Genomic DNA, 20,417 nt, shown 5'->3' with positions numbered 1-20,417 from the left:
GACATGGGACTCGAAGAAAAGCTGCCGAGCGGATTCCTGCTGACTACCGTCGAGCAGGCCGCGGGCTGGGTGCGCAAGGCGTCCGTCTTCCCGGCCACCTTCGGCCTCGCCTGCTGCGCCATCGAGATGATGACCACCGGCGCCGGCCGCTACGACCTGGCGCGCTTCGGCATGGAGGTCTTCCGCGGCTCGCCGCGCCAGGCCGACCTGATGATCGTCGCCGGCCGGGTCAGCCAGAAGATGGCGCCGGTGCTCAGGCAGGTCTACGACCAGATGCCGAACCCCAAGTGGGTGATCTCCATGGGGGTCTGCGCCTCCTCGGGCGGCATGTTCAACAACTACGCGATCGTCCAGGGCGTCGACCACATCGTCCCGGTCGACATCTATCTCCCCGGCTGCCCGCCACGGCCGGAGATGCTGCTGGACGCCATCCTCAAGCTGCACCAGAAGATCCAGACCTCCAAGCTCGGCGTGAACGCCGAGGAGGCTGCCCGGGAAGCGGAGGAAGCGGCGCTCAAGGCCCTGCCCACGATCGAGATGAAGGGGCTGCTGCGGTGAGCGACGCCAACGGCACCAACGGGGCGAACGGGTCGAACGGGGTCAACCCCGAGAAGGACCTCAGCGCCTCCAACCTCCCGGGCCAGCGCGGCCAGGGAGGCGAGGAGATCCGCGTCCAGCGCGGCATGTTCGGCGCCGACAACGGCGGCGACACCTCCGGCTACGGGGGCCTGGTCCGCTCGGTCCGGCTCCCGGGACCGGCGAGCCGTCCCTACGGAGGCTGGTTCGACGAGGTCGCCGACGAACTCGAGGGCGCGCTGGAGGAACAGGGACTCCTCCCCGGCAACGCCATCGAGAAGACGGTCGTCGACCGCGGCGAACTCACCTTCCACATCGAACGCGAGCACCTGGTCCGCGTCGCCCGCACCCTGCGCGACGACCCGGCCCTGCGCTTCGAACTGTGCACCGGCGTCAGCGGCGTCCACTACCTCAGCGACAAGGGCCGCGAGCTGCACGCCGTCTACCACCTGCGCTCGATCACCCACAACCGGCTGATCCGCCTCGAAGTCAGCGCCCCGGACAGCGACCCGCACATCCCGTCGCTCGTCTCCGTGTACCCGACGAACGACTGGCACGAGCGCGAGACGTACGACTTCTTCGGCATCGTCTTCGACGGTCACCCGGCCCTGACGCGGATCATGATGCCGGACGACTGGCAGGGCCACCCGCAGCGCAAGGACTACCCCCTCGGCGGCATCCCCGTCGAGTACAAGGGCGCCCAGATCCCGGCTCCGGACCAGCGGAGGTCGTACTCGTGAGCACGCAGTCAGCATCCCCCCGCGAAACCACCGAGGGCACCGTATATACGGTCACCGGTGGCGACTGGGACGAGGTCGTCCAGGCCGCGGCCCGCGCCGACGACGAGCGCATCGTCCTCAACATGGGTCCGCAGCACCCCTCCACCCACGGAGTGCTCCGCCTGATCCTGGAGATCGACGGCGAGACGGTCACCGAGGCCCGCTGCGGCATCGGCTACCTCCACACCGGCATCGAGAAGAACCTCGAGTACCGGACCTGGACGCAGGGCACCACGTTCGTGACGCGCATGGATTACCTGACGTCCTTCTTCAACGAGACCGCCTACTGTCTCGCCGTCGAGAAACTCCTCGGCATCGAGGACCAGATCACCGAGCGCGCCAAGATCATCCGAGTGCTCCTGATGGAGCTGAACCGGCTCTCCTCCCACCTGGTGTGCATCGCCACCGGCGGCATGGAACTCGGCGCCACCACGATCATGATCTACGGATTCCGTGATCGTGAAATGATTCTCGACATCTACGAGCTCATCACGGGCCTGCGGATGAACCACGCGTACATCCGGCCCGGCGGACTCGCCCAGGATCTGCCGCCCGGCGCGGTGGACCAGATCCGCGAATTCGTGAAGAAGATGAAGAAGAACCTCCCGGAGTACGACAAGCTCGCCACCGGGAACCCCATCTTCAAGGCCCGCATGCAGGACATCGGCTACCTCGACCTGGCCGGCTGCATGGCCCTCGGCGCCACCGGCCCGATCCTGCGCTCCACCGGCCTGCCGCACGACCTGCGCAAGGCACAGCCGTACTGCGACTACGAGACGTACGACTTCGAAATCCCGACCGCCGACACCTGCGACTCCTACGGGCGCTTCCTGATCCGCCTGGAAGAGATGCGGCAGTCGCTCGGGATCGTCGAGCAGTGCCTGGACCGGCTGCAGCCCGGCCCGGTCATGGTCGCCGACAAGAAGATCGCCTGGCCCGCGCAGCTCGCCCTGGGACCGGACGGGCTCGGCAACTCCCTCGACCACATCAAGAAGATCATGGGCACCTCCATGGAGGCCCTGATCCACCACTTCAAGCTGGTCACCGAGGGCTTCCGCGTCCCGCCGGGACAGGCGTACGCGGCCGTCGAGTCACCCAAGGGCGAGCTCGGGGTGCATGCCGTCTCCGACGGCGGCACCCGCCCCTTCCGGGTCCACTTCCGCGACCCGTCCTTCACCAACCTGCAAGCCATGGCGGCGATGTGCGAGGGCGGCCAGGTCGCCGACGTCATCGTCGCCGTCGCGTCCATCGACCCCGTGATGGGAGGCGTCGACCGGTGACCACCTCTTCTTCGGAGCGGGGCGTCAGCCTGGGCATGCCCGAACTGCCCGCGCCCGGCTACCCGGACGACGTTCGAGCGCGGCTGGAGGCCGACGCGCGCGAGATCATCGCCCGCTACCCGGACTCCCGGTCCGCCCTCCTGCCGTTGCTGCACCTCGTGCAGTCGGAGGAGGGCCATGTCACGCGCACCGGGATGCAGTTCTGCGCGGACATGCTGCACCTGACCACGGCCGAGGTCACCGCGGTCGCCACCTTCTACACCATGTACCGGCGCAAGCCGAGCGGTGACTATCAGGTGGGCGTCTGCACCAACACCTTGTGCGCGGTGATGGGCGGTGACGCGATCTTCGAGGAGCTCCAGGAGCACCTGGGCGTCGGCAACGGCGAGACCACCGACGACGGCAAGGTCACCCTGGAGCACATCGAGTGCAACGCGGCCTGCGACTTCGCGCCGGTCGTGATGGTCAACTGGGAGTTCTTCGACAACCAGACCCCGTCGAGCGCCAAGCGCCTCGTCGACGACCTGCGCGCGGGGCGGACCGTCGAGCCGACGCGCGGAGCGCGGCTGTGCACCTTCAAGGAGACCGCGCGGATCCTGGCCGGCTTCCCCGACGAGCGGCCCGGGGCCGTCGAGGCAAGCGGCAGTGCGGGACCGGCCTCGCTGGTGGGCCTCCGCCTGGCCAAGGGAGAGACCGCACCCGCGCGCGTGGTCCATCCGCGGGACGGCGGCCCGCATGACGAGCCGCAGGACAGCGCGGTGCACGAGCCGTCTCCGACCGAGCACCTCAGTGCGCATGACGCGCCGCAGGACACATCGGCATCCGACCCCGCCCACCCGGCAGGGCCTACCGCCGAGGAGGGGGAGTGATGACCTTGGCACCCGAGCTGAAAGACACCAGCCCCGAGAAGCTGCTCGCACCCGTGCTGTCGGCCTTCTGGGACGAGGACAGGTCCTGGACGCTGGACGTCTACCGAAGGCACGAAGGATACGAGGGGCTTCGCAAGGCGCTCGCCATGTCGCCGGACGACCTGATCGCGTACGTCAAGGACTCCGGTCTGCGCGGGCGCGGCGGCGCGGGATTCCCGACGGGAATGAAATGGCAGTTCATTCCCCAGGGTGATGGAAAACCGCACTATCTAGTTGTCAACGCCGACGAATCGGAGCCCGGAACCTGCAAGGACATTCCGCTCCTCTTCGCGAACCCGCATAGCCTCATCGAGGGCATTGTCATCGCGTGTTATGCCATCAGGTCTTCGCATGCCTTCATCTATCTGCGTGGTGAAGTCGTCCCCGTTCTGCGGCGGTTGCACGAGGCCGTGCGCGAGGCCTACGCGGCGGGTTACCTCGGCGAGAACATCCTGGGCAGCGGACTCGACCTCGAACTCACCGTGCACGCCGGCGCCGGCGCGTACATCTGCGGTGAGGAGACCGCACTGCTCGACTCGCTCGAAGGCCGCCGTGGTCAACCGCGGCTTCGTCCCCCCTTCCCTGCGGTGGCAGGTCTCTACGCCTGCCCGACTGTTGTGAACAACGTCGAGTCGATCGCGTCGGTTCCCGCGATTCTGCATCGGGGCAAAGACTGGTTCCGGTCGATGGGCAGCGAGAAGTCCCCGGGCTTCACGCTCTACTCGCTCAGCGGCCATGTCGCGAGCCCCGGCCAGTACGAGGCCCCACTCGGCATCACACTCCGCCAGCTCCTCGAAATGAGCGGCGGGATGCGCCCCGGCCATCGCCTCAAGTTCTGGACACCGGGCGGCTCCTCGACGCCGATGTTCACCGACGAGCACCTCGATGTCCCTCTTGACTACGAAGGAGTGGGTGCCGCGGGTTCCATGCTCGGCACGAAAGCGCTCCAGTGCTTCGACGAGACGACCTGCGTCGTCCGCGCCGTCACCCGCTGGACCGAGTTCTACGCCCACGAGTCCTGCGGCAAGTGCACGCCCTGCCGCGAAGGCACGTACTGGCTCGTGCAGTTGCTGCGCGACATCGAGGCCGGCAAGGGCGTGATGAGTGACCTCGACAAGCTGAACGACATCGCCGACAACATCAACGGCAAGTCCTTCTGCGCTCTCGGCGACGGTGCCGCCTCGCCGATCTTCTCCTCGCTGAAGTACTTCCGCGAGGAGTACGAGCAGCACATCACGGGCCGCGGCTGCCCCTTCGACCCGGCCAAGTCGACGGCCTGGGCCGACCACCGCACGGAGGTGAACGCATGACTGTACAGCAGTCGATTGGCGGCTCCGCCGCGGGCCAGCGCCCCTCCGGAGGGGGAGAGGCGGCGGTCCCGCCGGAGGACCTCGTCTCGCTGACCATCGACGGCGTCGAGATCAGCGTGCCCAAGGGCACCCTGGTCATCCGGGCCGCCGAGCAGCTCGGCATCGAGATCCCCCGCTTCTGCGACCACCCGCTCCTCGACCCGGCCGGCGCCTGCCGCCAGTGCATCGTCGAGGTCGAGGGCCAGCGCAAGCCGATGGCGTCCTGCACGATCACGTGCACCGACGGCATGGTCGTGAAGACGCACCTCACCTCACCGGTCGCCGAGAAGGCCCAGAAGGGTGTGATGGAGCTCCTGCTCATCAACCACCCGCTGGACTGCCCCGTCTGCGACAAGGGCGGCGAGTGCCCGCTGCAGAACCAGGCCATGTCACACGGGCACGCCGAGTCCCGCTTCGAGGGAAGGAAGCGGACGTACGAGAAGCCCGTCCCGATCTCCACGCAGGTGCTGCTCGACCGTGAGCGGTGCGTGCTGTGCGCCCGGTGCACCCGGTTCTCCAACCAGGTCGCGGGCGACCCGATGATCGAACTGGTCGAGCGGGGTGCGCTCCAGCAGGTCGGCACCGGCGAGGGAGACCCCTTCGAGTCGTACTTCTCCGGGAACACCATCCAGATCTGCCCGGTCGGCGCGCTGACCTCGGCGGCGTACCGGTTCCGCTCCCGCCCCTTCGACCTCGTCTCCTCGCCGTCGGTGTGCGAGCACTGCTCCGGCGGCTGCGCGACGCGCACGGATCACCGGCGCGGCAAGGTCATGCGGCGGCTCGCGGCCAACGACCCCGAGGTCAACGAGGAGTGGATCTGCGACAAGGGCCGGTTCGCGTTCCGGTACGCCCAGCAGCGCGACCGGCTTCAGACGCCGCTCGTGCGCAACGCCGAGGGCGACCTCGAACCGGCCTCCTGGCCGGAGGCGCTGCAGATCGCGGCCCAGGGGCTGCTCGCCTCACGCGGCCGGACCGGGGTCCTGACCGGCGGCCGACTCACCATCGAGGACGCCTACGCGTACAGCAAGTTCGCGCGCGTGGCGCTCGACACCAACGACATCGACTTCCGCGCGCGCGTGCACAGCGGCGAGGAAGCCGACTTCCTCGCCGCGCGGATCGCCGGTCACGGCCGTGACCTGGACGGTACGGGCGTCACGTACACCTTCCTGGAGAAGGCACCGGCCGTCCTGCTGGCCGGGTTCGAGGCCGAGGAGGAGGCGCCCGGCATCTTCCTGCGCCTGCGCAAGGCCTGGCGCAAGCACGGCCAGAAGGTCTTCTCACTCGCCACGTACTCCACGCGCGGTCTGGAGAAGGCCGGCGGCACGCTGCTGCCCGCCGCTCCCGGCACCGAGACCGAGTGGCTGGACGCGCTCGCGAGTGGTGTCGGCCTGGAGGGGGACGGGGCGAAGGCGGCCGAGGCGCTGCGCACCGAGGGCGCGGTGATCGTCGTCGGTGAGCGACTGGCCGGTGTGGCCGGTGGGCTCACCGCCGCCGGACGGGCCGCGGCCGCGACCGGCGCCCAGCTGGTGTGGATCCCGCGCCGGGCGGGGGAGCGCGGTGCCGTCGAGGCCGGTGCGCTGCCGACGCTGCTGCCGGGTGGACGTCCCGCGACCGACCCACGCGCGCGTGAGGAGGTCGCGGCCGTCTGGGGCCTGGCCGAACTCCCGCACCGTTACGGCCGGGACACCGGCCAGATCGTCGAGGCCGCCGCAACGGGCGAACTCCAGGCCCTGCTGGTCGCGGGCGTCGAGGTCGCCGACCTGCCTGATCCGGCACGCGCGCGTGAGGCGCTCGCCGAGGTCGGCTTCGTGGTGTCGCTGGAGCTGCGGCCCGGTGAGGTGACCGAACTCGCCGATGTCGTGCTGCCCGTCGCCGCGGTCGCCGAGAAGGCGGGAACCTTCCTCAACTGGGAGGGCCGGGTGCGGTTCTTCGAGGTCGCGCTCAAACCCGACCAGATGACCCGCCGCCTGGCCCCGACCGACGCGCGCGTGCTGCAGATGCTGGCCGACGCCATGGACGTACACCTGGGTCTGCCGGATCTGCGCACCACGCGCGCGGAGATCGACCGGCTCGGCGCCTGGGACGGACCACGGGCCACCGCCCCCCTGGAGATCGCCGCCCAGTTGCCGCGACCGGCCGCCGGTGAGGCCGTACTGGCCGGGCACCGGCTGCTGCTCGACCAGGGCCTCCTCCAGGCGGGTGACGAAGCGCTCGCCGGCACCCGGCACGCCGCGCACGCGCGCCTGTCGGCCGCCACGGCTGCCGAGGCCGGCGTCAAGGAAGGCGACATGCTTGCCGTGACCGGCACCGCCGGAGTCGTCGAACTCCCGCTGCAGATCACGGAGATGCCCGACCGGGTGGTGTGGCTCCCGCTGAACTCCATGGGCAGTGGCGTCGCCTCCGACACCGGGGCGTTGCCCGGCTCACTCGTCCGCATCGGCCCGGCGATCCTCGCGTCCGAGGCCCCTCAGGAGGTGGAGGCATGAGCCCTTTCCTCGCTGCTGAAGACCTCTCGATGTTCGGCCGCGACCCCTGGTGGCTGGTCGTCATCAAGGCGGTGTTCTGCTTCGCCTTCCTGATGGTGACCGTGCTGTTCTCCATCGTCTGGGAGCGCAAGGTCGTCGCCTGGATGCAGCTGCGCATCGGCCCCAACCGGCACGGCCCCTGGGGCATGCTCCAGTCGCTCGCCGACGGCATCAAGCTGATGCTCAAGGAAGACGTCATCGTCAAACGCGCGGACAAGGTGGTCTACGTCCTCGCGCCGATCGTCGCGGCCATCCCGGCCTTCATGGCGATCGCGGTGATCCCCTTCGGCCCGGCCGGCAACGAGATCTCGATCCTCGGCCACCGCACCACCATGCAGCTCACCGACCTGCCGATCGCGATGCTCTACATCCTCGCCGTCGCCTCGGTCGGCATCTACGGCATCGTGCTGGCGGGTTGGAGTTCCGGATCGACGTATCCGCTGCTCGGTGGCCTGCGGTCCTGCGCCCAGATGATCTCGTACGAGATCGCCATGGGCGCCGCCTTCGCCTCGGTGTTCCTCTACTCCGGGTCGATGTCGACCTCGACGATCGTCGAGGCGCAGCAGGATCGCTGGTACATCGTCCTGCTGCCGGTCTCCTTCCTGATCTACATCGTGACGATGGTCGGCGAGACCAACCGCGCCCCGTTCGACATGCCGGAGTCCGAGGGCGACCTGGTCGGCGGCTTCAACACCGAGTACTCGTCGATCAAGTTCGCGATGTTCATGCTCGCCGAGTACGTGAACATGGTGACGGTCTCGGCCGTGTCCGTGACGCTCTTCCTGGGCGGCTGGCGGGCGCCGTACCCGGTCAGCGCCTTCTGGGAGGGCGCGAACCACGGCTGGTGGCCGTTGCTCTGGTTCGTGATCAAGGTCCAGCTGCTGCTCTTCTTCTTCATCTGGCTGCGCGGCACGCTGCCTCGCGTCCGCTACGACCAGCTGATGAAGCTCGGCTGGAAGGTCCTCATCCCGGTCTCCGTCGTCTGGCTGATGCTCGTCGCGACCGTGCGGACCCTCCGGAACGAGAACTACGACTTCGCCGACATCGCCCTCTACGTCGGTGGCGGCGTCCTCGCGCTGCTGCTCCTCTCCTTCGTCGCGGACATGTTCCGCGAGCGGACGAAGGCGGGCGCGCAACCCGTCGAGGAACCCGCCGGCTTCGACGCGATGGCGGGCGGATTCCCCGTACCGCCACTGCCCGGACAGGAGCTTCCACCGGTGCCTCGGCGCCGCTCGCGCCGCGAGCGGGAGCTGATTGTCAGTGGTGGGCCCGATACTCAGAGTGATGGATCTCTGGATGGAAAGGAGGCGTCCGATGGCTGAGGAGCCCAAGGAGACCAAGCCCGGTTTCATGAACCCCGTCGCAGGCTTCGGCGTGACCTTCAAGGCCATGTTCAAGAAGCGGCTGACCGAGCAGTACCCGGAGCAGCAGAAGACCACCGCTCCCCGCTTCCACGGACGGCACCAGCTCAACCGCCATCCGGACGGCCTGGAGAAGTGCGTCGGCTGCGAGCTGTGCGCCTGGGCCTGCCCCGCCGACGCCATCTATGTGGAGGGCGCCGACAACACCGACGAGGAGCGCTACTCGCCGGGTGAGAGGTACGGCCGCGTCTACCAGATCAACTACGCCCGCTGCATTCTGTGCGGCCTGTGCATCGAGGCGTGCCCCACGCGCGCATTGACGATGACCAACGAGTTCGAGCTCGCCGACTCCAGCCGCGCCAACCTCATCTACACCAAGGAGCAACTGCTCGCCGGTCTCGAGGACGGCATGGTCGACACGCCCCACGCCATCTACCCCGGAACCGATGAGCAGGACTACTACCGGGGTCTGGTGACGGAGGCCGCGCCCGGTACCGAGCGCCAAGTGGCCCTCTCCAAGGGCGAGGTTCCGCAGGAGGCCGCCACGACCTTCGGTGAGGACGAACCGGCGTCCGAGAAGGTGATCGGCCGATGACCGAGCAACTCGCCGCCTACTCCACCTCCACCGGAGAGGCCTTCCAGTTCTGGGTCCTCGGCACCGTCGCCGTCATCGGCGCCCTGTGCACCGTCTTCATGAAGAAGGCCGTGCACAGCGCGCTCTGTCTCGCCGGGACCATGATCATCCTGGCGGTCTTCTACCTCGCCAACGGCGCCTACTTCCTGGGCATCGTGCAGATCGTCGTCTACACCGGCGCGATCATGATGCTGTTCCTGTTCGTGGTGATGCTGGTCGGCGTCACGGCCGCGGACTCCCTGAAGGAGACCATCAAGGGCCAGCGCTGGCTGGCCCTTCTCTGCGGGCTGGGCTTCGGCATCCTGCTGGTCGGAGGCATCGGCAACGCCTCGATCACGGAGTTCAACGGCCTCGCCCAGGCGAACGCGAACGGCAATGTGGAAGGCCTCGCGGCCCTCCTCTTCACCAAGTACGTGTTCGCCTTCGAGATCACCGGTGCCCTCCTGATCACGGCCGTCATCGGCGCCATGGTGCTCACCCACCGCGAGCGCACCGAGCGCGCCAAGACGCAGCGCGAGCTGTCCGAACAGCGCGTCCGCGAAGGCAAGCACGTCCCGCCGCTGCCGGCGCCCGGCGTGTACGCCCGGCACAACGCCGTCGACATCGCGGGCCTGCTGCCCGACGGCACCCCCTCCGACCTCACGGTCAGCAAGACGCTGCGCGAGCGCGGCCAGATCCGTGACGTGTCCACCGAGGCGCTCAACGACCTCAGGGCTCTGGAACAGCGCGCGGAGGAGCGGCTGGAGCGGACCGCGATCGAGCCGTCGACCTTCAAGCGGCCCGAGGAGGCGTCCAAGTGAACCCCGTCAACTACCTCTACCTGGCCGCCCTGCTGTTCACGATCGGCGCGACCGGCGTGCTGATCAGGCGCAACGCGATCGTCGTCTTCATGTGCATCGAGCTCATGCTCAACGCCTGCAACCTCACGCTCGTCGCCTTCTCCCGGATGCACGGCAATCTCGACGGCCAGATCATCGCCTTCTTCACGATGGTCGTCGCCGCCGCCGAGGTCGTGGTCGGGCTCGCGATCATCGTGTCGCTGTTCCGTTCCCGCCACTCGGCCTCGGTCGACGACGCCAGCCTGATGAAGCTCTAAGGGGTCGGAAGAATCGTGGAGAACCTGATTGCGCTGCTGGTCGCGGCGCCATTGCTCGGAGCGGCCGTACTGCTGTGCGGCGGCCGGCGTCTCGACGCCGTCGGCCAGTGGGTCGGCACGCTCCTGTCGTTCGTCTCCTTCGTCTTCGGCGTGATCCTCTTCGCCGACCTGCTGGGCAAGGACGCCGAACACCGCACCCTCACCCAGCACCTCTTCAGCTGGGTGCCGGTCGAGGGCTTCCAGGCGGACATCGCCTTCCGCCTCGACCAGCTGTCAATGACGTTCGTGCTGCTGATCACCGGCGTCGGCTCGCTGATCCACCTGTACTCGGTCGGGTACATGGAGCACGACGAGCGGCGCCGCCGCTTCTTCGGCTATCTGAACCTGTTCCTCGCGGCGATGCTGTTGCTCGTCCTCGCCGACAACTACCTTCTGCTGTACGTCGGTTGGGAGGGCGTCGGTCTCGCCTCCTACCTGCTGATCGGTTTCTGGCAGCACAAGCCCAGCGCCGCCACGGCCGCGAAGAAGGCCTTCCTGGTCAACCGCGTCGGCGACATGGGCCTGTCGATCGCGATCATGATGATGTTCCTGTGGTTCGGCTCCTTCGCCTTCGGGCCGGTGCTCGGCAGCCATGAGGAGGCCGGACTTGTCGCCGACACGAGCGAGGGCAGGCTCACCGCCATCGGCCTGATGCTGCTCCTCGCCGCCTGCGGCAAGTCCGCCCAGGTGCCGCTGCAGTCCTGGCTCGGGGACGCGATGGAGGGCCCGACCCCGGTCTCGGCCCTCATCCACGCCGCGACGATGGTGACCGCGGGCGTCTACCTGATCGTCCGCTCCGGCGCCATCTTCAACGCCGCGCCGGACGCGCAGCTGGTGGTCACCATCGTCGGTGCCGTCACGCTCCTGTTCGGTGCGATCGTCGGTTGCGCGAAGGACGACATCAAGAAGGCGCTGGCCGGCTCGACCATGTCGCAGATCGGCTACATGGTCCTCGCCGCGGGCCTCGGCCCCATCGGCTACGTCTTCGCGATCATGCACCTGGTGACGCACGGCTTCTTCAAGGCCGGGCTGTTCCTCGGTGCCGGTTCGGTCATGCACGGCATGAACGACGAGGTCGACATGCGCAAGTACGGCGGCCTGCGCAAGTACATGCCGGTCACCTTCGTCACCTTCGGCCTCGGCTACCTCGCCATCATCGGCTTCCCGGGTCTGTCCGGCTTCTTCTCCAAGGACAAGATCATCGAGGCGGCGTTCGCCAAGGGCGGCACCGAGGGCTGGATCCTGGGCGGCTGCGCGCTGCTGGGCGCCGCCATCACGGCGTACTACATGACGCGCGTGATGCTGATGACGTTCTTCGGAGAAGAACGCTGGCGCAAGACCCCAACCCCGTCCCCGGCCGAGCCCAGCGTGGAGCCGTCCGCCGAGACGCGCGGCGAGCACGCGGAGCCGCATCCGCACGAATCGCCCAAGGTCATGACGATCCCGATGATCGTGCTGGCCGTCGGGTCGGTGGCCGGCGGCGCGTTCTTCAGCATCGGCGACCGCTTCATGCACTGGCTGGAGCCCATCACCGGGCACGCACACGGCCACCCCCCGATCAGCGCGGGAGTGGTCACCGGCGCGACGGTGGCATGCATGGTCATCGGCGTCGCCCTCGCCTACGCCCAGTACGGCCGCCGTCCGGTCCCGGCCGTCGCCCCGCACGGCTCGCTGCTCACCCGGGCCGCCCGGCGCGACCTGCTCCAGGACGACTTCAACCACGTCGTCCTCGTGCGAGGCGGCGAGCACCTCACACGCTCCCTGGTGTACGTCGACCACACCCTGGTCGACGGCGTCGTCAACGGCACGGCGGCTTCGATGGGCGGCCTGTCCGGACGGATGCGCAGGCTGCAGAACGGCTTCGCGCGGTCGTACGCGGTCTCGATGTTCGGCGGTGCGGCGATCCTCATCGCCGCGACCCTGCTGATGAGGGCGGTCTGATACCGATGTCCTTTCCTCTGCTGACAGCGACGGCGGCGCTCCCGGCGATCGGGGCGATCGCCACGGCCGCCGTACCGGCCGCCCAGCGCACCGCCGCCAAGTGGCTGGCGCTGCTCTTCTCGCTCGCCACGCTCGCCCTCGCGATCACCATCCTGGTCCGCTTCGACCCGGACGGCGACCGCTACCAGCTCACCGAATCCCACTCCTGGATCGCGGACTTCGGGGTCCGCTACGAACTCGGCGTCGACGGCATCGCGGTCGCGCTGATCGCGCTGACGGCGCTGCTGATCCCGTTCATCGTCCTCGCGGGCTGGCACGACGCCGACCCGCTGGAGACCGGCAGCAGCCGCTGGCGGCCGACGCAGGGCTTCTTCGCCCTGATCCTGGCCGTCGAGGCGATGGTGATCCTCTCCTTCGAGGCCACCGACGTCTTCCTCTTCTACATCTTCTTCGAAGCCATGCTCATCCCGATGTACTTCCTCATCGGCGGCTTCGGGGACCGCGCCCACGAGCACGGCGAGAAGGTGGCGTCGACACAACGCTCGTACGCGGCCGTGAAGTTCCTGCTCTACAACCTGGTCGGCGGTCTGATCATGCTGGCCGCGGTGATCGGCCTCTATGTCGTCGCCGGGAACTTCAGCCTCCAGGAGATCGCCGAGGCCCGCGCCAACGGCACACTCGACATGGCGACGAACACCGAACGCTGGCTGTTCCTCGGCTTCTTCTTCGCCTTCGCGGTGAAGGCGCCACTGTGGCCGCTGCACACCTGGCTGCCCAACGCCATGCAGGAGGCCACCACACCGGTCGCCGTCCTCATCACCGCGGTCGTCGACAAGGTGGGCACCTTCGCGATGCTCCGCTTCTGCCTCCAGCTGTTCCCGGAGGCGAGCAAGTGGGCGACGCCCGCGATCCTTGTACTGGCGCTGATCAGCATCGTCTACGGGGCGCTGCTCGCGGTCGGCCAGCGCGACATGAAGCGCCTGATCGCGTACGCGTCGATCTCGCACTTCGGGTTCATCATCATGGGCATCTTCGCGATGACCAGCCAGGGCCAGTCCGGCGCGACGCTCTACATGGTCAACCACGGCATCTCCACGGCCGCGTTGATGCTGGTGGCCGGCTTCCTGATCTCGCGGCGCGGCTCGCGGCTCATCGCCGACTACGGCGGTGTGCAGAAGGTCGCCCCGGTGCTCGCCGGCACCTTCCTGATCGGTGGTCTGGCGACGCTGTCACTGCCGGGACTGGCACCTTTCGTGAGTGAATTCCTGGTCCTGGTCGGCACGTTCACCCGCTACCCGGTGATCGGCATCATCGCCACCTTCGGCATCGTGCTCGCCGCGCTCTACACCCTCGTCCTCTACCAGAGGACGATGACGGGCCCGGTGAAGCCCGAGGTCGCGGCTATGCCCGACCTCAGGGTGCGTGAACTCGTGGTCGTCGCTCCGCTGGTCGTACTGCTGATCTTCCTGGGCGTCTACCCGAAGCCCCTCACGGACATCGTCAACCCGGCGGTCAAGCACACCATGTCCGACGTACAGAAGAAGGACCCCCAGCCCGAGGTGGAGGCGGCCAAGTGAGCGCATCAGCCGTCCACAGCCTGTGGACAACCGCGGCCGACCCGATCTCGAAGATCGACGCGCCGAAGATCGAATACGGACAATTGTCGCCCACCCTGATCGTCGTCGGCGCGGCGATCGTCGGGGTGCTGATCGAGGCGGTCGTCCCGCGCAAGGCGCGTTACTACGCGCAGGTGTTCGTCTGCGTCGTGGCGCTCGTCGCGGCCTTCGCCGCGGTCGTGGCGCTGGCGGCCGGCGGGTACGCCACGACCAAGGCGGGCATCGCCGCGATGGGCGCGATCGCCGTCGACGGACCGGCCCTCTTCCTACAGGGCACGATTCTGCTGGCGGGCCTGGTCGGCCTGTTCACCTTCGCCGAGCGGCGGCTCGACCCGGCGGCACACGGCAACCGCGTCGACTCCTTCGCCGCGCAGGCCGCGTCCGTGCCGGGCAGCGACAGCGAAAAGGCCGCCGTGAAGGCCGGGTTCACCACCACCGAGGTGTTCCCGCTGCTGATGTTCGCCGTCGCGGGCATGCTGATCTTCCCGGCGGCCAACGACCTGCTGACCCTCTTCATCGCCCTGGAAGTGTTCTCGCTCCCGCTGTACCTGATGTGCGCGCTGGCCCGCCGCAAGCGGCTCATGTCGCAGGAGGCCGCGGTCAAGTACTTCCTGCTGGGTGCCTTCGCGTCCGCGTTCACGCTGTTCGGCATCGCGCTGTTGTACGGCTACTCGGGCTCGGTGTCGTACGCGGCGATCGCGCAGGTCGTCGACGGTACGGTCCCGGACGTCACCCCGGCGCTCGCGGACACGATGGGCAACGACGCGCTGCTGCTCGTCGGCGCCGCGATGATCGTCATGGGCCTGCTGTTCAAGGTGGGCGCGGTGCCGTTCCACATGTGGACGCCGGATGTGTACCAGGGTGCGCCGACGCCGGTGACCGGGTTCATGGCGGCGGCGACGAAGGTGGCGGCGTTCGGTGCGCTGCTGCGGCTGCTGTACGTCGTCCTGCCCGGCCTGCGCTGGGACTGGCGGCCGGTCATGTGGGGCGTGGCGATCGTCACCATGCTGGGCGGTGCGATCGTCGCGATCACGCAGACCGACATCAAGCGGCTGCTGGCGTACTCGTCGATCGCCCACGCGGGCTTCATCCTCGCGGGTGTCATCGCGACCACGCCGTCCGGGGTGTCGTCCGTCCTCTTCTACCTGGGCGCGTACTCGTTCGTGACGATCGGCGCGTTCGCGGTAGTGACGCTGGTGCGCGACGCCGGCGGCGAGGCGACGCACCTGTCCAAGTGGGCCGGTCTGGGGCGCCGTTCCCCGCTGGTCGCGGCCGTGTTCGCGGTGTTCCTGCTGGCCTTCGCGGGCATTCCGCTGACCTCCGGCTTCGCCGGGAAGTTCGCCGTGTTCAAGGCGGCGGCGGAGGGCGGGGCCGGCCCGCTGGTCGTGGTGGGTGTGATCTCGTCCGCGATCGCCGCGTTCTTCTACATCCGCGTCATCGTGCTGATGTTCTTCAGCGAGCCGAAGCCGGAGGGGCCGACGGTCGCGGTCCCGTCGCCGCTGACGATGACGGCGATCGGGGTCGGTGTGGCGGTCACGCTGGTGCTCGGTGTGGCACCGCAGTACTTCCTGGATCTGGCGAACCAGGCGGGGGTGTTCGTGCGCTGACGCGGCGCTCGCTCGTACGGCCCGCCTGTACGGCAGCGGCCCGGCTCCCTCGGGGGATGCCGGGCCGCTGTGATGTGGAGGGCCTACCGCTCGCCGGTCACTCAAGGCTGTCAGCCGATCACGAACAGGCGGGCGTGAGCCTGTGGATAACTCCGGTGCTGTCGGTGGCGACCCCTATCGTGGAGGCAGTGGTCGAGGGACGACGTACGGGGGGCACGACGATGGGTGCGACGGGCGGGATCAGTGAGATGCCAAGGGTGACCGAGGCGGCACAGGCGGGCGACAGCGAGGCGCTGGCTGCGCTGCACCGGGTCTTCGGGTACGAGGCCTTCCGCGGCGAGCAGGGCGCCGTCATCGAGCATGTGGTGGCCGGCGGCGACGCCGTCGTGCTCATGCCGACCGGCGGCGGGAAGTCGCTCTGCTACCAGATCCCCTCCCTGGTCAGACCCGGTACGGGCGTGGTCGTCTCCCCGCTCATCGCGCTGATGCAGGACCAGGTGGACGCGCTGCGGGCGCTCGGTGTGCGGGCCGGGTTCATGAACTCCACGCAGGACTTCGACGAGCGGCGGGTGGTGGAGGCGGAGTTCCTGACGGGCGAGCTGGACCTGCTCTACCTCGCACCGGAGCGGCTGCGGCTCGACTCGACGCTGGACCTGCTCTCCCGCGGCAAGATCGCGGTGTTCGCGATCGACGAGGCGCACTGCGTGTCCCAGTGGGGCCACGACTTCCGCCCCGACTACCTGGCCCTCTCCCTGCTCGGCGAGCGCTGGCCGGACGTGCCGCGGATCGCTCTCACGGCGACGGCCACGCATGCGACGCACCAGGAGATCACCCAGCGGCTGAACATGCCGACGGCCCGGCACTTCGTGGCGAGCTTCGACCGGCCCAACATCCAGTACCGGATCGTGCCGAAGGCGGACCCCAAGAAGCAGCTGCTGGGCTTCCTGCGCGAGGAGCACGCGGGCGACGCGGGCATCGTGTACTGCCTGTCGCGCAAATCCGTGGAGGCGACGGCCGAGTTCCTGTGCCGCAACGGCATTGAGGCGGTGCCCTACCACGCCGGCCTGGACGCGGGCACGCGCTCGGCGCACCAGTCCCGCTTCCTGCGGGAGGAGGGCCTGGTCGTGGTGGCGACCATCGCCTTCGGGATGGGCATCGACAAGCCGGACGTGCGGTTCGTCGCCCACCTCGACCTGCCCAAGTCGGTCGAGGGCTACTACCAGGAGACGGGCCGCGCCGGCCGCGACGGGCTCCCCTCCACGGCCTGGATGGCCTACGGCCTCAACGACGTCATACAGCAGCGCAAGCTGATCCAGTCGGGCGAGGGCGACGAGGCGTTCCGGCGCAGGGCCGCCTCGCATCTGGACGCGATGCTGGCGCTGTGCGAGACGGCTCAGTGCCGGCGCGGTCAGCTGCTCGCCTACTTCGGCCAGGACCCGGATCCGGTGGGCTGCGGCAACTGCGACACCTGCCTGACACCGCCGGAGACCTGGGACGGCACCGTGGCGGCGCAGAAGGTGCTGTCGACGGTGGTGCGGCTGCAGCGGGAGCGGGGGCAGAAGTTCGGGGCGCTGCAGATCGTCGACATCCTGCTGGGGCGGCGCACCGGCAAGGTCATCCAGTTCGATCACGACCAGCTGTCCGTGTTCGGCATCGGCGAGGAGCTGGGCGAGGGCGAATGGCGGGGCATCATCCGGCAATTGCTGGCTCAGGGGCTGCTCGCGGTCGAGGGGGAGTACGGGACGCTCGTGCTGACGGAGGCCAGTGGGTCGGTGCTGCGGCGGGAGCGGGAGGTGCCGCTGCGGAAGGAGCCGAAGAAGCCGGTGACCTCGCGGTCGGCGTCGGGGTCGGGTTCCGCGGGCTCCGGGCGTGGCGAGCGCAAGGCGAAGGCCGCGGTGGCCGAGCTGCCGGAGGAACTGGTGCCGGCCTTCGAGGCGCTGCGGGCGTGGCGTGCCGAGCAGGCTCGGGAGCAGGGCGTCCCGGCGTATGTGATCTTCCACGACGCGACGTTGCGGGAGATCGTGACCGTGTGGCCCGCATCGGTGCGGGAGCTTGGTGGCGTCAGCGGTGTGGGGGAGAAGAAGCTGGCGACCTATGGGGAGGGGGTGCTCGAGGTGTTGGGCTCGGTGCGTGGGGAGGCTGGTGCGAGGGCGTCGGCCGAGGAGGATCCAGGGGCTCCGGGGGCAGATCGCGGGGCGGGTCTTGGGGCAGACGACTGGCCTGAGATGGATGCGGAGCCGGAGGAATGGGCCTAGAGGTCGGCAGCGCGGCTCGGCGTTTGGCGCGGGCGGTGGCGCGGCGCTGAGGCTGGGCGCGGGGTGCCGCGCAGCCACGCCAGTCCCAGCGCGACGGTCAGGCCAGCGCCGTCAGCCCTGGAGCGAAGGTGATCAGCAGCGGGAGCAGCGGCACCAGCGCTGCCAGCGTCGTCGTGAGGGCCCGGTGGCGGCGGCCCAGGCGCGGCGGGGGCTGGAGGAGGCGGTTGACGCGTTCGCCCAGGAGACGGTGGGTGGACGCGCAGGAGAGAACGCCCCGGTGTTGGTTGAGTTCGATCAGGGCCAGCGCCGTCGTCAGGTGACCGCAGCGGCGGGACGCCGTGTCGTCGGCGGCCAGTTCGACCAGGCGGTGGGTCTGGTCACAGAAGTGGGCGAACAACGGGATTCGGGGGAAACCGGTGGCAAGCGCGGTGGAGAGGTGCAGCAGCCAGTCGTGGCGGGCTTGGGCGTGGCCACGCTCATGGGTGAGGACGGCGTCGAGCTGGTGGTCGGTCAGGCGGCGCAGGGCGCCCGTGGTGACGATCAGCTGGGGCGGGCTGCCGGGCATCCACCAGGCGTCGGGGTACTCGTCCTCCAGCACCAGGAGCGGGCCGCGCGCCGAGCCGAGGCCGGCGGGCAGGTCCGGGGCGCGTTCGCGCAGGTGGGCCCTGGCCTGGCCGCGTCGCCGGCGCGCCTCGACGAGCTCGCGTGCCAGCATCGCGGTCGTCCAGGCGGCCCCGCAGGCCAGCAGCACGCTGAGGGTGGCCGCCCAGGCGGGCGCGGCCGAGAGGTCGTACGCCTCGGTCACCGACGGCGGCGCCGGAGCGAAGAGCTGGGCGCGCACCGTGCCGAAGAATGCGGCGGTGCCCAGGGCCAGGGCCGTCAGGCAGCACAGCAGGACAGTGGCGACCAGGCACTGCCACACCCAGAGCGCGACCACGGGTTCCTGTTCGGGCCAGGTGGCCCGCGTCAGTGCTCGGGGCACGGGTACGGCGGCCGTCAGGGCGACGATGCTCAACAGGAGCAGGCAGACGGTCATGCCAAGGGCTCCAGATCCTGGTCAGGGAAGGTGCGGGGGCGGCTGTGCGGGGCGGTGGGCGAGGAACACACCCTCCGCCGCCAGCCAGTATGACGGTGACGGCCGCCGGAGTCAGCGGGTAAGAGCCGCCGAACTCGCCTGCGGGCACCACGCGGACGCCGACATGGACGCCATCCGGCCGCCTGACGTCGCCGTGCGTCACGGCCTAGGTGCGCAGCGCCTCCCGGACCGCCTCCACCACCTCTGTGTCGTCCGCTCCCAGCGCACGCGCCTGATCGGCGAACTGCCGTGCCAAAGCGGCCAGTTCGGCCCGATCCGGGCGGTGGACGCCTGCGGGGAGCGGGGCGACGCGAGTGCCCGCGCCTCGCCGGGTGCGGATCAGGGACGCTGCCTCCAGTTCGCGGTACGCCCGTGCCACGGTGCCCGTGGCCAGCCCCAGGTCGGCGGCCAACTGCCGCACCGTCGGCAGGCGTTCGCCCTCCGAAAGGCGGCCGGTGGAGATCAGGGCGGCGAGCTGGGCGCGGATCTGTTCGTACGGCGGGACCGGGCTGGTCGTGTCGACGCGCAGGCCTGCCCCGCTCATCGGCGGTCGGTTCCGCCGGCGCCGGCCCGACGGCTCCGCCATGCCCTGGCCCGCGGCGAGATGATCGTGAACAGGCACCACGGCGCCGTGAGCAGGGTCAGCAGGCCCAGCGGCCACAGCACCACGTTCGCGGCGGTCCCCACGGCGCCGTCGCAGGTCGTGCTCATCAGCGCGCCCGATGCCGTCGACGCCGCGCCCAGCAGGGACGACGAGACCACCAGGCCCCAGGCGGCGACGATCGCCAACGTCCGGTCGCGGCGGGACTGTTCGTCGCCGGGGCGGGTCGCGATGCGTCGCAGGGACCAGCCGCAGGCGGCCGTGGACAGAGCGAGGGAGGCCAGGATGGGAAGGCCGTAGTAGAGGCCGGGCCAAGGGGAGTGCGACTGGGTCACGCCCCGGCACGTCACCGTGAGCGCGCGCCCCGCACGGCCCAGGTCGTCCGGCGACGCCACCGCGGCCGCGGCCGCCAGCAGGACGACCAGTGCGGCCGCGAGGCCGAGGAGCAGGGGGGTCATCCGGGGCGGTACGTAGTTGCGGACCCGGCGTGGAGTGAGGCCCGCCGTGCGAACGGCGCCCCGGCGCGGCGCGGTCAGGGCGTCGCCCAGCAGCACTCCGGCCACCGCGCACAGGCCGAAGGCGAGGATGGCGTAGAGGGTGCCCTCCCCGTTGTTCAGGGGCAGTAGCCAGCGGGAGGCCAGCAGCCCTATGGCCAGGCCTGTCCAGCGGGCGTAGCGGTCGACGGGTGCGCGGGACGCGGGCGGCGACGCGGAAGGGCGCGAACCGAGTTCGAGCATGACAGACACAGCCCCCCGTGGAGACGACATGTGCGCAG

The 20,417-nt window shown here is 69.5% G+C and carries 17 protein-coding genes; 14 read left to right on the top strand and 3 right to left on the bottom strand.

Annotated features, from left to right (window positions below):
- Nucleotides 1-3 precede the first annotated feature (3 nt).
- The 14 genes from QQM39_RS17630 to recQ all read left to right on the top strand — a co-directional run bounded on the left by QQM39_RS17630 (nucleotide 4) and on the right by recQ (nucleotide 17,966).
- Nucleotides 4-558: an NADH-quinone oxidoreductase subunit B family protein gene (locus QQM39_RS17630; protein ID WP_056552623.1), complete on the top strand. Its 555-nt coding sequence runs from the start codon at nucleotides 4-6 to the stop codon at nucleotides 556-558.
- Complete coding sequence (locus QQM39_RS17625) at nucleotides 555-1,316, top strand: NADH-quinone oxidoreductase subunit C (protein ID WP_301997795.1); 762 nt, start codon at nucleotides 555-557, stop codon at nucleotides 1,314-1,316. Before QQM39_RS17630 ends, QQM39_RS17625 begins: the two co-directional genes overlap by 4 nt.
- Complete coding sequence (locus tag QQM39_RS17620; RefSeq protein ID WP_301997794.1) at nucleotides 1,313-2,635, top strand: NADH-quinone oxidoreductase subunit D; 1,323 nt, start codon at nucleotides 1,313-1,315, stop codon at nucleotides 2,633-2,635. The genes QQM39_RS17625 and QQM39_RS17620 overlap by 4 nt, the downstream gene beginning before the upstream one ends.
- Nucleotides 2,632-3,504: an NADH-quinone oxidoreductase subunit NuoE gene (gene nuoE / locus QQM39_RS17615; protein WP_301997792.1), complete on the top strand. Its 873-nt coding sequence runs from the start codon at nucleotides 2,632-2,634 to the stop codon at nucleotides 3,502-3,504. Before QQM39_RS17620 ends, nuoE begins: the two co-directional genes overlap by 4 nt.
- On the top strand, nucleotides 3,501-4,853 hold the full coding sequence (gene nuoF / locus QQM39_RS17610) for an NADH-quinone oxidoreductase subunit NuoF (protein WP_301997791.1): 1,353 nt from the start codon (nucleotides 3,501-3,503) through the stop codon (nucleotides 4,851-4,853). The genes nuoE and nuoF overlap by 4 nt, the downstream gene beginning before the upstream one ends.
- Nucleotides 4,850-7,378, top strand: coding sequence for an NADH-quinone oxidoreductase subunit G (locus QQM39_RS17605; RefSeq protein ID WP_301997790.1), 2,529 nt, complete (start codon nucleotides 4,850-4,852; stop codon nucleotides 7,376-7,378). Before nuoF ends, QQM39_RS17605 begins: the two co-directional genes overlap by 4 nt.
- Nucleotides 7,375-8,739, top strand: a complete 1,365-nt coding sequence (gene nuoH, locus QQM39_RS17600; RefSeq protein ID WP_301997789.1) for an NADH-quinone oxidoreductase subunit NuoH — start codon at nucleotides 7,375-7,377, stop codon at nucleotides 8,737-8,739. The genes QQM39_RS17605 and nuoH overlap by 4 nt, the downstream gene beginning before the upstream one ends.
- On the top strand, nucleotides 8,732-9,373 hold the full coding sequence (gene nuoI / locus QQM39_RS17595; protein ID WP_128432956.1) for an NADH-quinone oxidoreductase subunit NuoI: 642 nt from the start codon (nucleotides 8,732-8,734) through the stop codon (nucleotides 9,371-9,373). Before nuoH ends, nuoI begins: the two co-directional genes overlap by 8 nt.
- Nucleotides 9,370-10,212 carry an NADH-quinone oxidoreductase subunit J gene (locus QQM39_RS17590; protein ID WP_301997787.1) on the top strand — a complete coding sequence of 281 codons (843 nt, stop codon included), beginning with the start codon at nucleotides 9,370-9,372 and terminating at the stop codon, nucleotides 10,210-10,212. The genes nuoI and QQM39_RS17590 overlap by 4 nt, the downstream gene beginning before the upstream one ends.
- Entirely contained in the window at nucleotides 10,209-10,508 is a 300-nt protein-coding gene (gene nuoK / locus QQM39_RS17585; RefSeq protein WP_003998919.1) for an NADH-quinone oxidoreductase subunit NuoK, read from the top strand. The genes QQM39_RS17590 and nuoK overlap by 4 nt, the downstream gene beginning before the upstream one ends.
- A gap of 15 nt (nucleotides 10,509-10,523) precedes the next feature.
- Nucleotides 10,524-12,488 (top strand): NADH-quinone oxidoreductase subunit L, encoded by a 1,965-nt coding sequence (nuoL, locus tag QQM39_RS17580; protein WP_301997785.1) that lies wholly within the window; start codon nucleotides 10,524-10,526, stop codon nucleotides 12,486-12,488.
- Nucleotides 12,489-12,493: 5 nt separating this feature from the next.
- Nucleotides 12,494-14,065, top strand: a complete 1,572-nt coding sequence (locus QQM39_RS17575) for an NADH-quinone oxidoreductase subunit M (protein WP_301997784.1) — start codon at nucleotides 12,494-12,496, stop codon at nucleotides 14,063-14,065.
- Nucleotides 14,062-15,711 carry an NADH-quinone oxidoreductase subunit NuoN gene (nuoN, locus tag QQM39_RS17570; protein ID WP_301997783.1) on the top strand — a complete coding sequence of 550 codons (1,650 nt, stop codon included), beginning with the start codon at nucleotides 14,062-14,064 and terminating at the stop codon, nucleotides 15,709-15,711. Before QQM39_RS17575 ends, nuoN begins: the two co-directional genes overlap by 4 nt.
- 221 nt (nucleotides 15,712-15,932) lie before the next feature.
- Nucleotides 15,933-17,966, top strand: coding sequence for a DNA helicase RecQ (recQ, locus tag QQM39_RS17565; RefSeq protein ID WP_302003617.1), 2,034 nt, complete (start codon nucleotides 15,933-15,935; stop codon nucleotides 17,964-17,966).
- Between the two features lie 97 nt (nucleotides 17,967-18,063).
- On the opposite strand, the gene QQM39_RS17560 is transcribed toward recQ, so the two are convergent.
- The 3 genes from QQM39_RS17560 to QQM39_RS17550 all read right to left on the bottom strand — a co-directional run bounded on the left by QQM39_RS17560 (nucleotide 18,064) and on the right by QQM39_RS17550 (nucleotide 20,379).
- Nucleotides 18,064-19,002: a M56 family metallopeptidase gene (locus QQM39_RS17560; RefSeq protein WP_301997782.1), complete on the bottom strand. Its 939-nt coding sequence runs from the start codon at nucleotides 19,000-19,002 to the stop codon at nucleotides 18,064-18,066.
- A gap of 205 nt (nucleotides 19,003-19,207) precedes the next feature.
- Nucleotides 19,208-19,585 (bottom strand): GntR family transcriptional regulator, encoded by a 378-nt coding sequence (locus tag QQM39_RS17555; protein WP_301997781.1) that lies wholly within the window; start codon nucleotides 19,583-19,585, stop codon nucleotides 19,208-19,210.
- Entirely contained in the window at nucleotides 19,582-20,379 is a 798-nt protein-coding gene (locus QQM39_RS17550) for a hypothetical protein (protein WP_301997780.1), read from the bottom strand. The genes QQM39_RS17555 and QQM39_RS17550 overlap by 4 nt, the downstream gene beginning before the upstream one ends.
- Between the last annotated feature and the right edge of the window lie 38 nt (nucleotides 20,380-20,417).

The organism is Streptomyces sp. DT2A-34 (genome assembly GCF_030499515.1).
Classification (GTDB): Bacteria; Actinomycetota; Actinomycetes; order Streptomycetales; family Streptomycetaceae; genus Streptomyces.
Note: the sequence above shows the minus strand (reverse complement) of the source record. Positions and strands in the feature narration are given on the sequence as shown.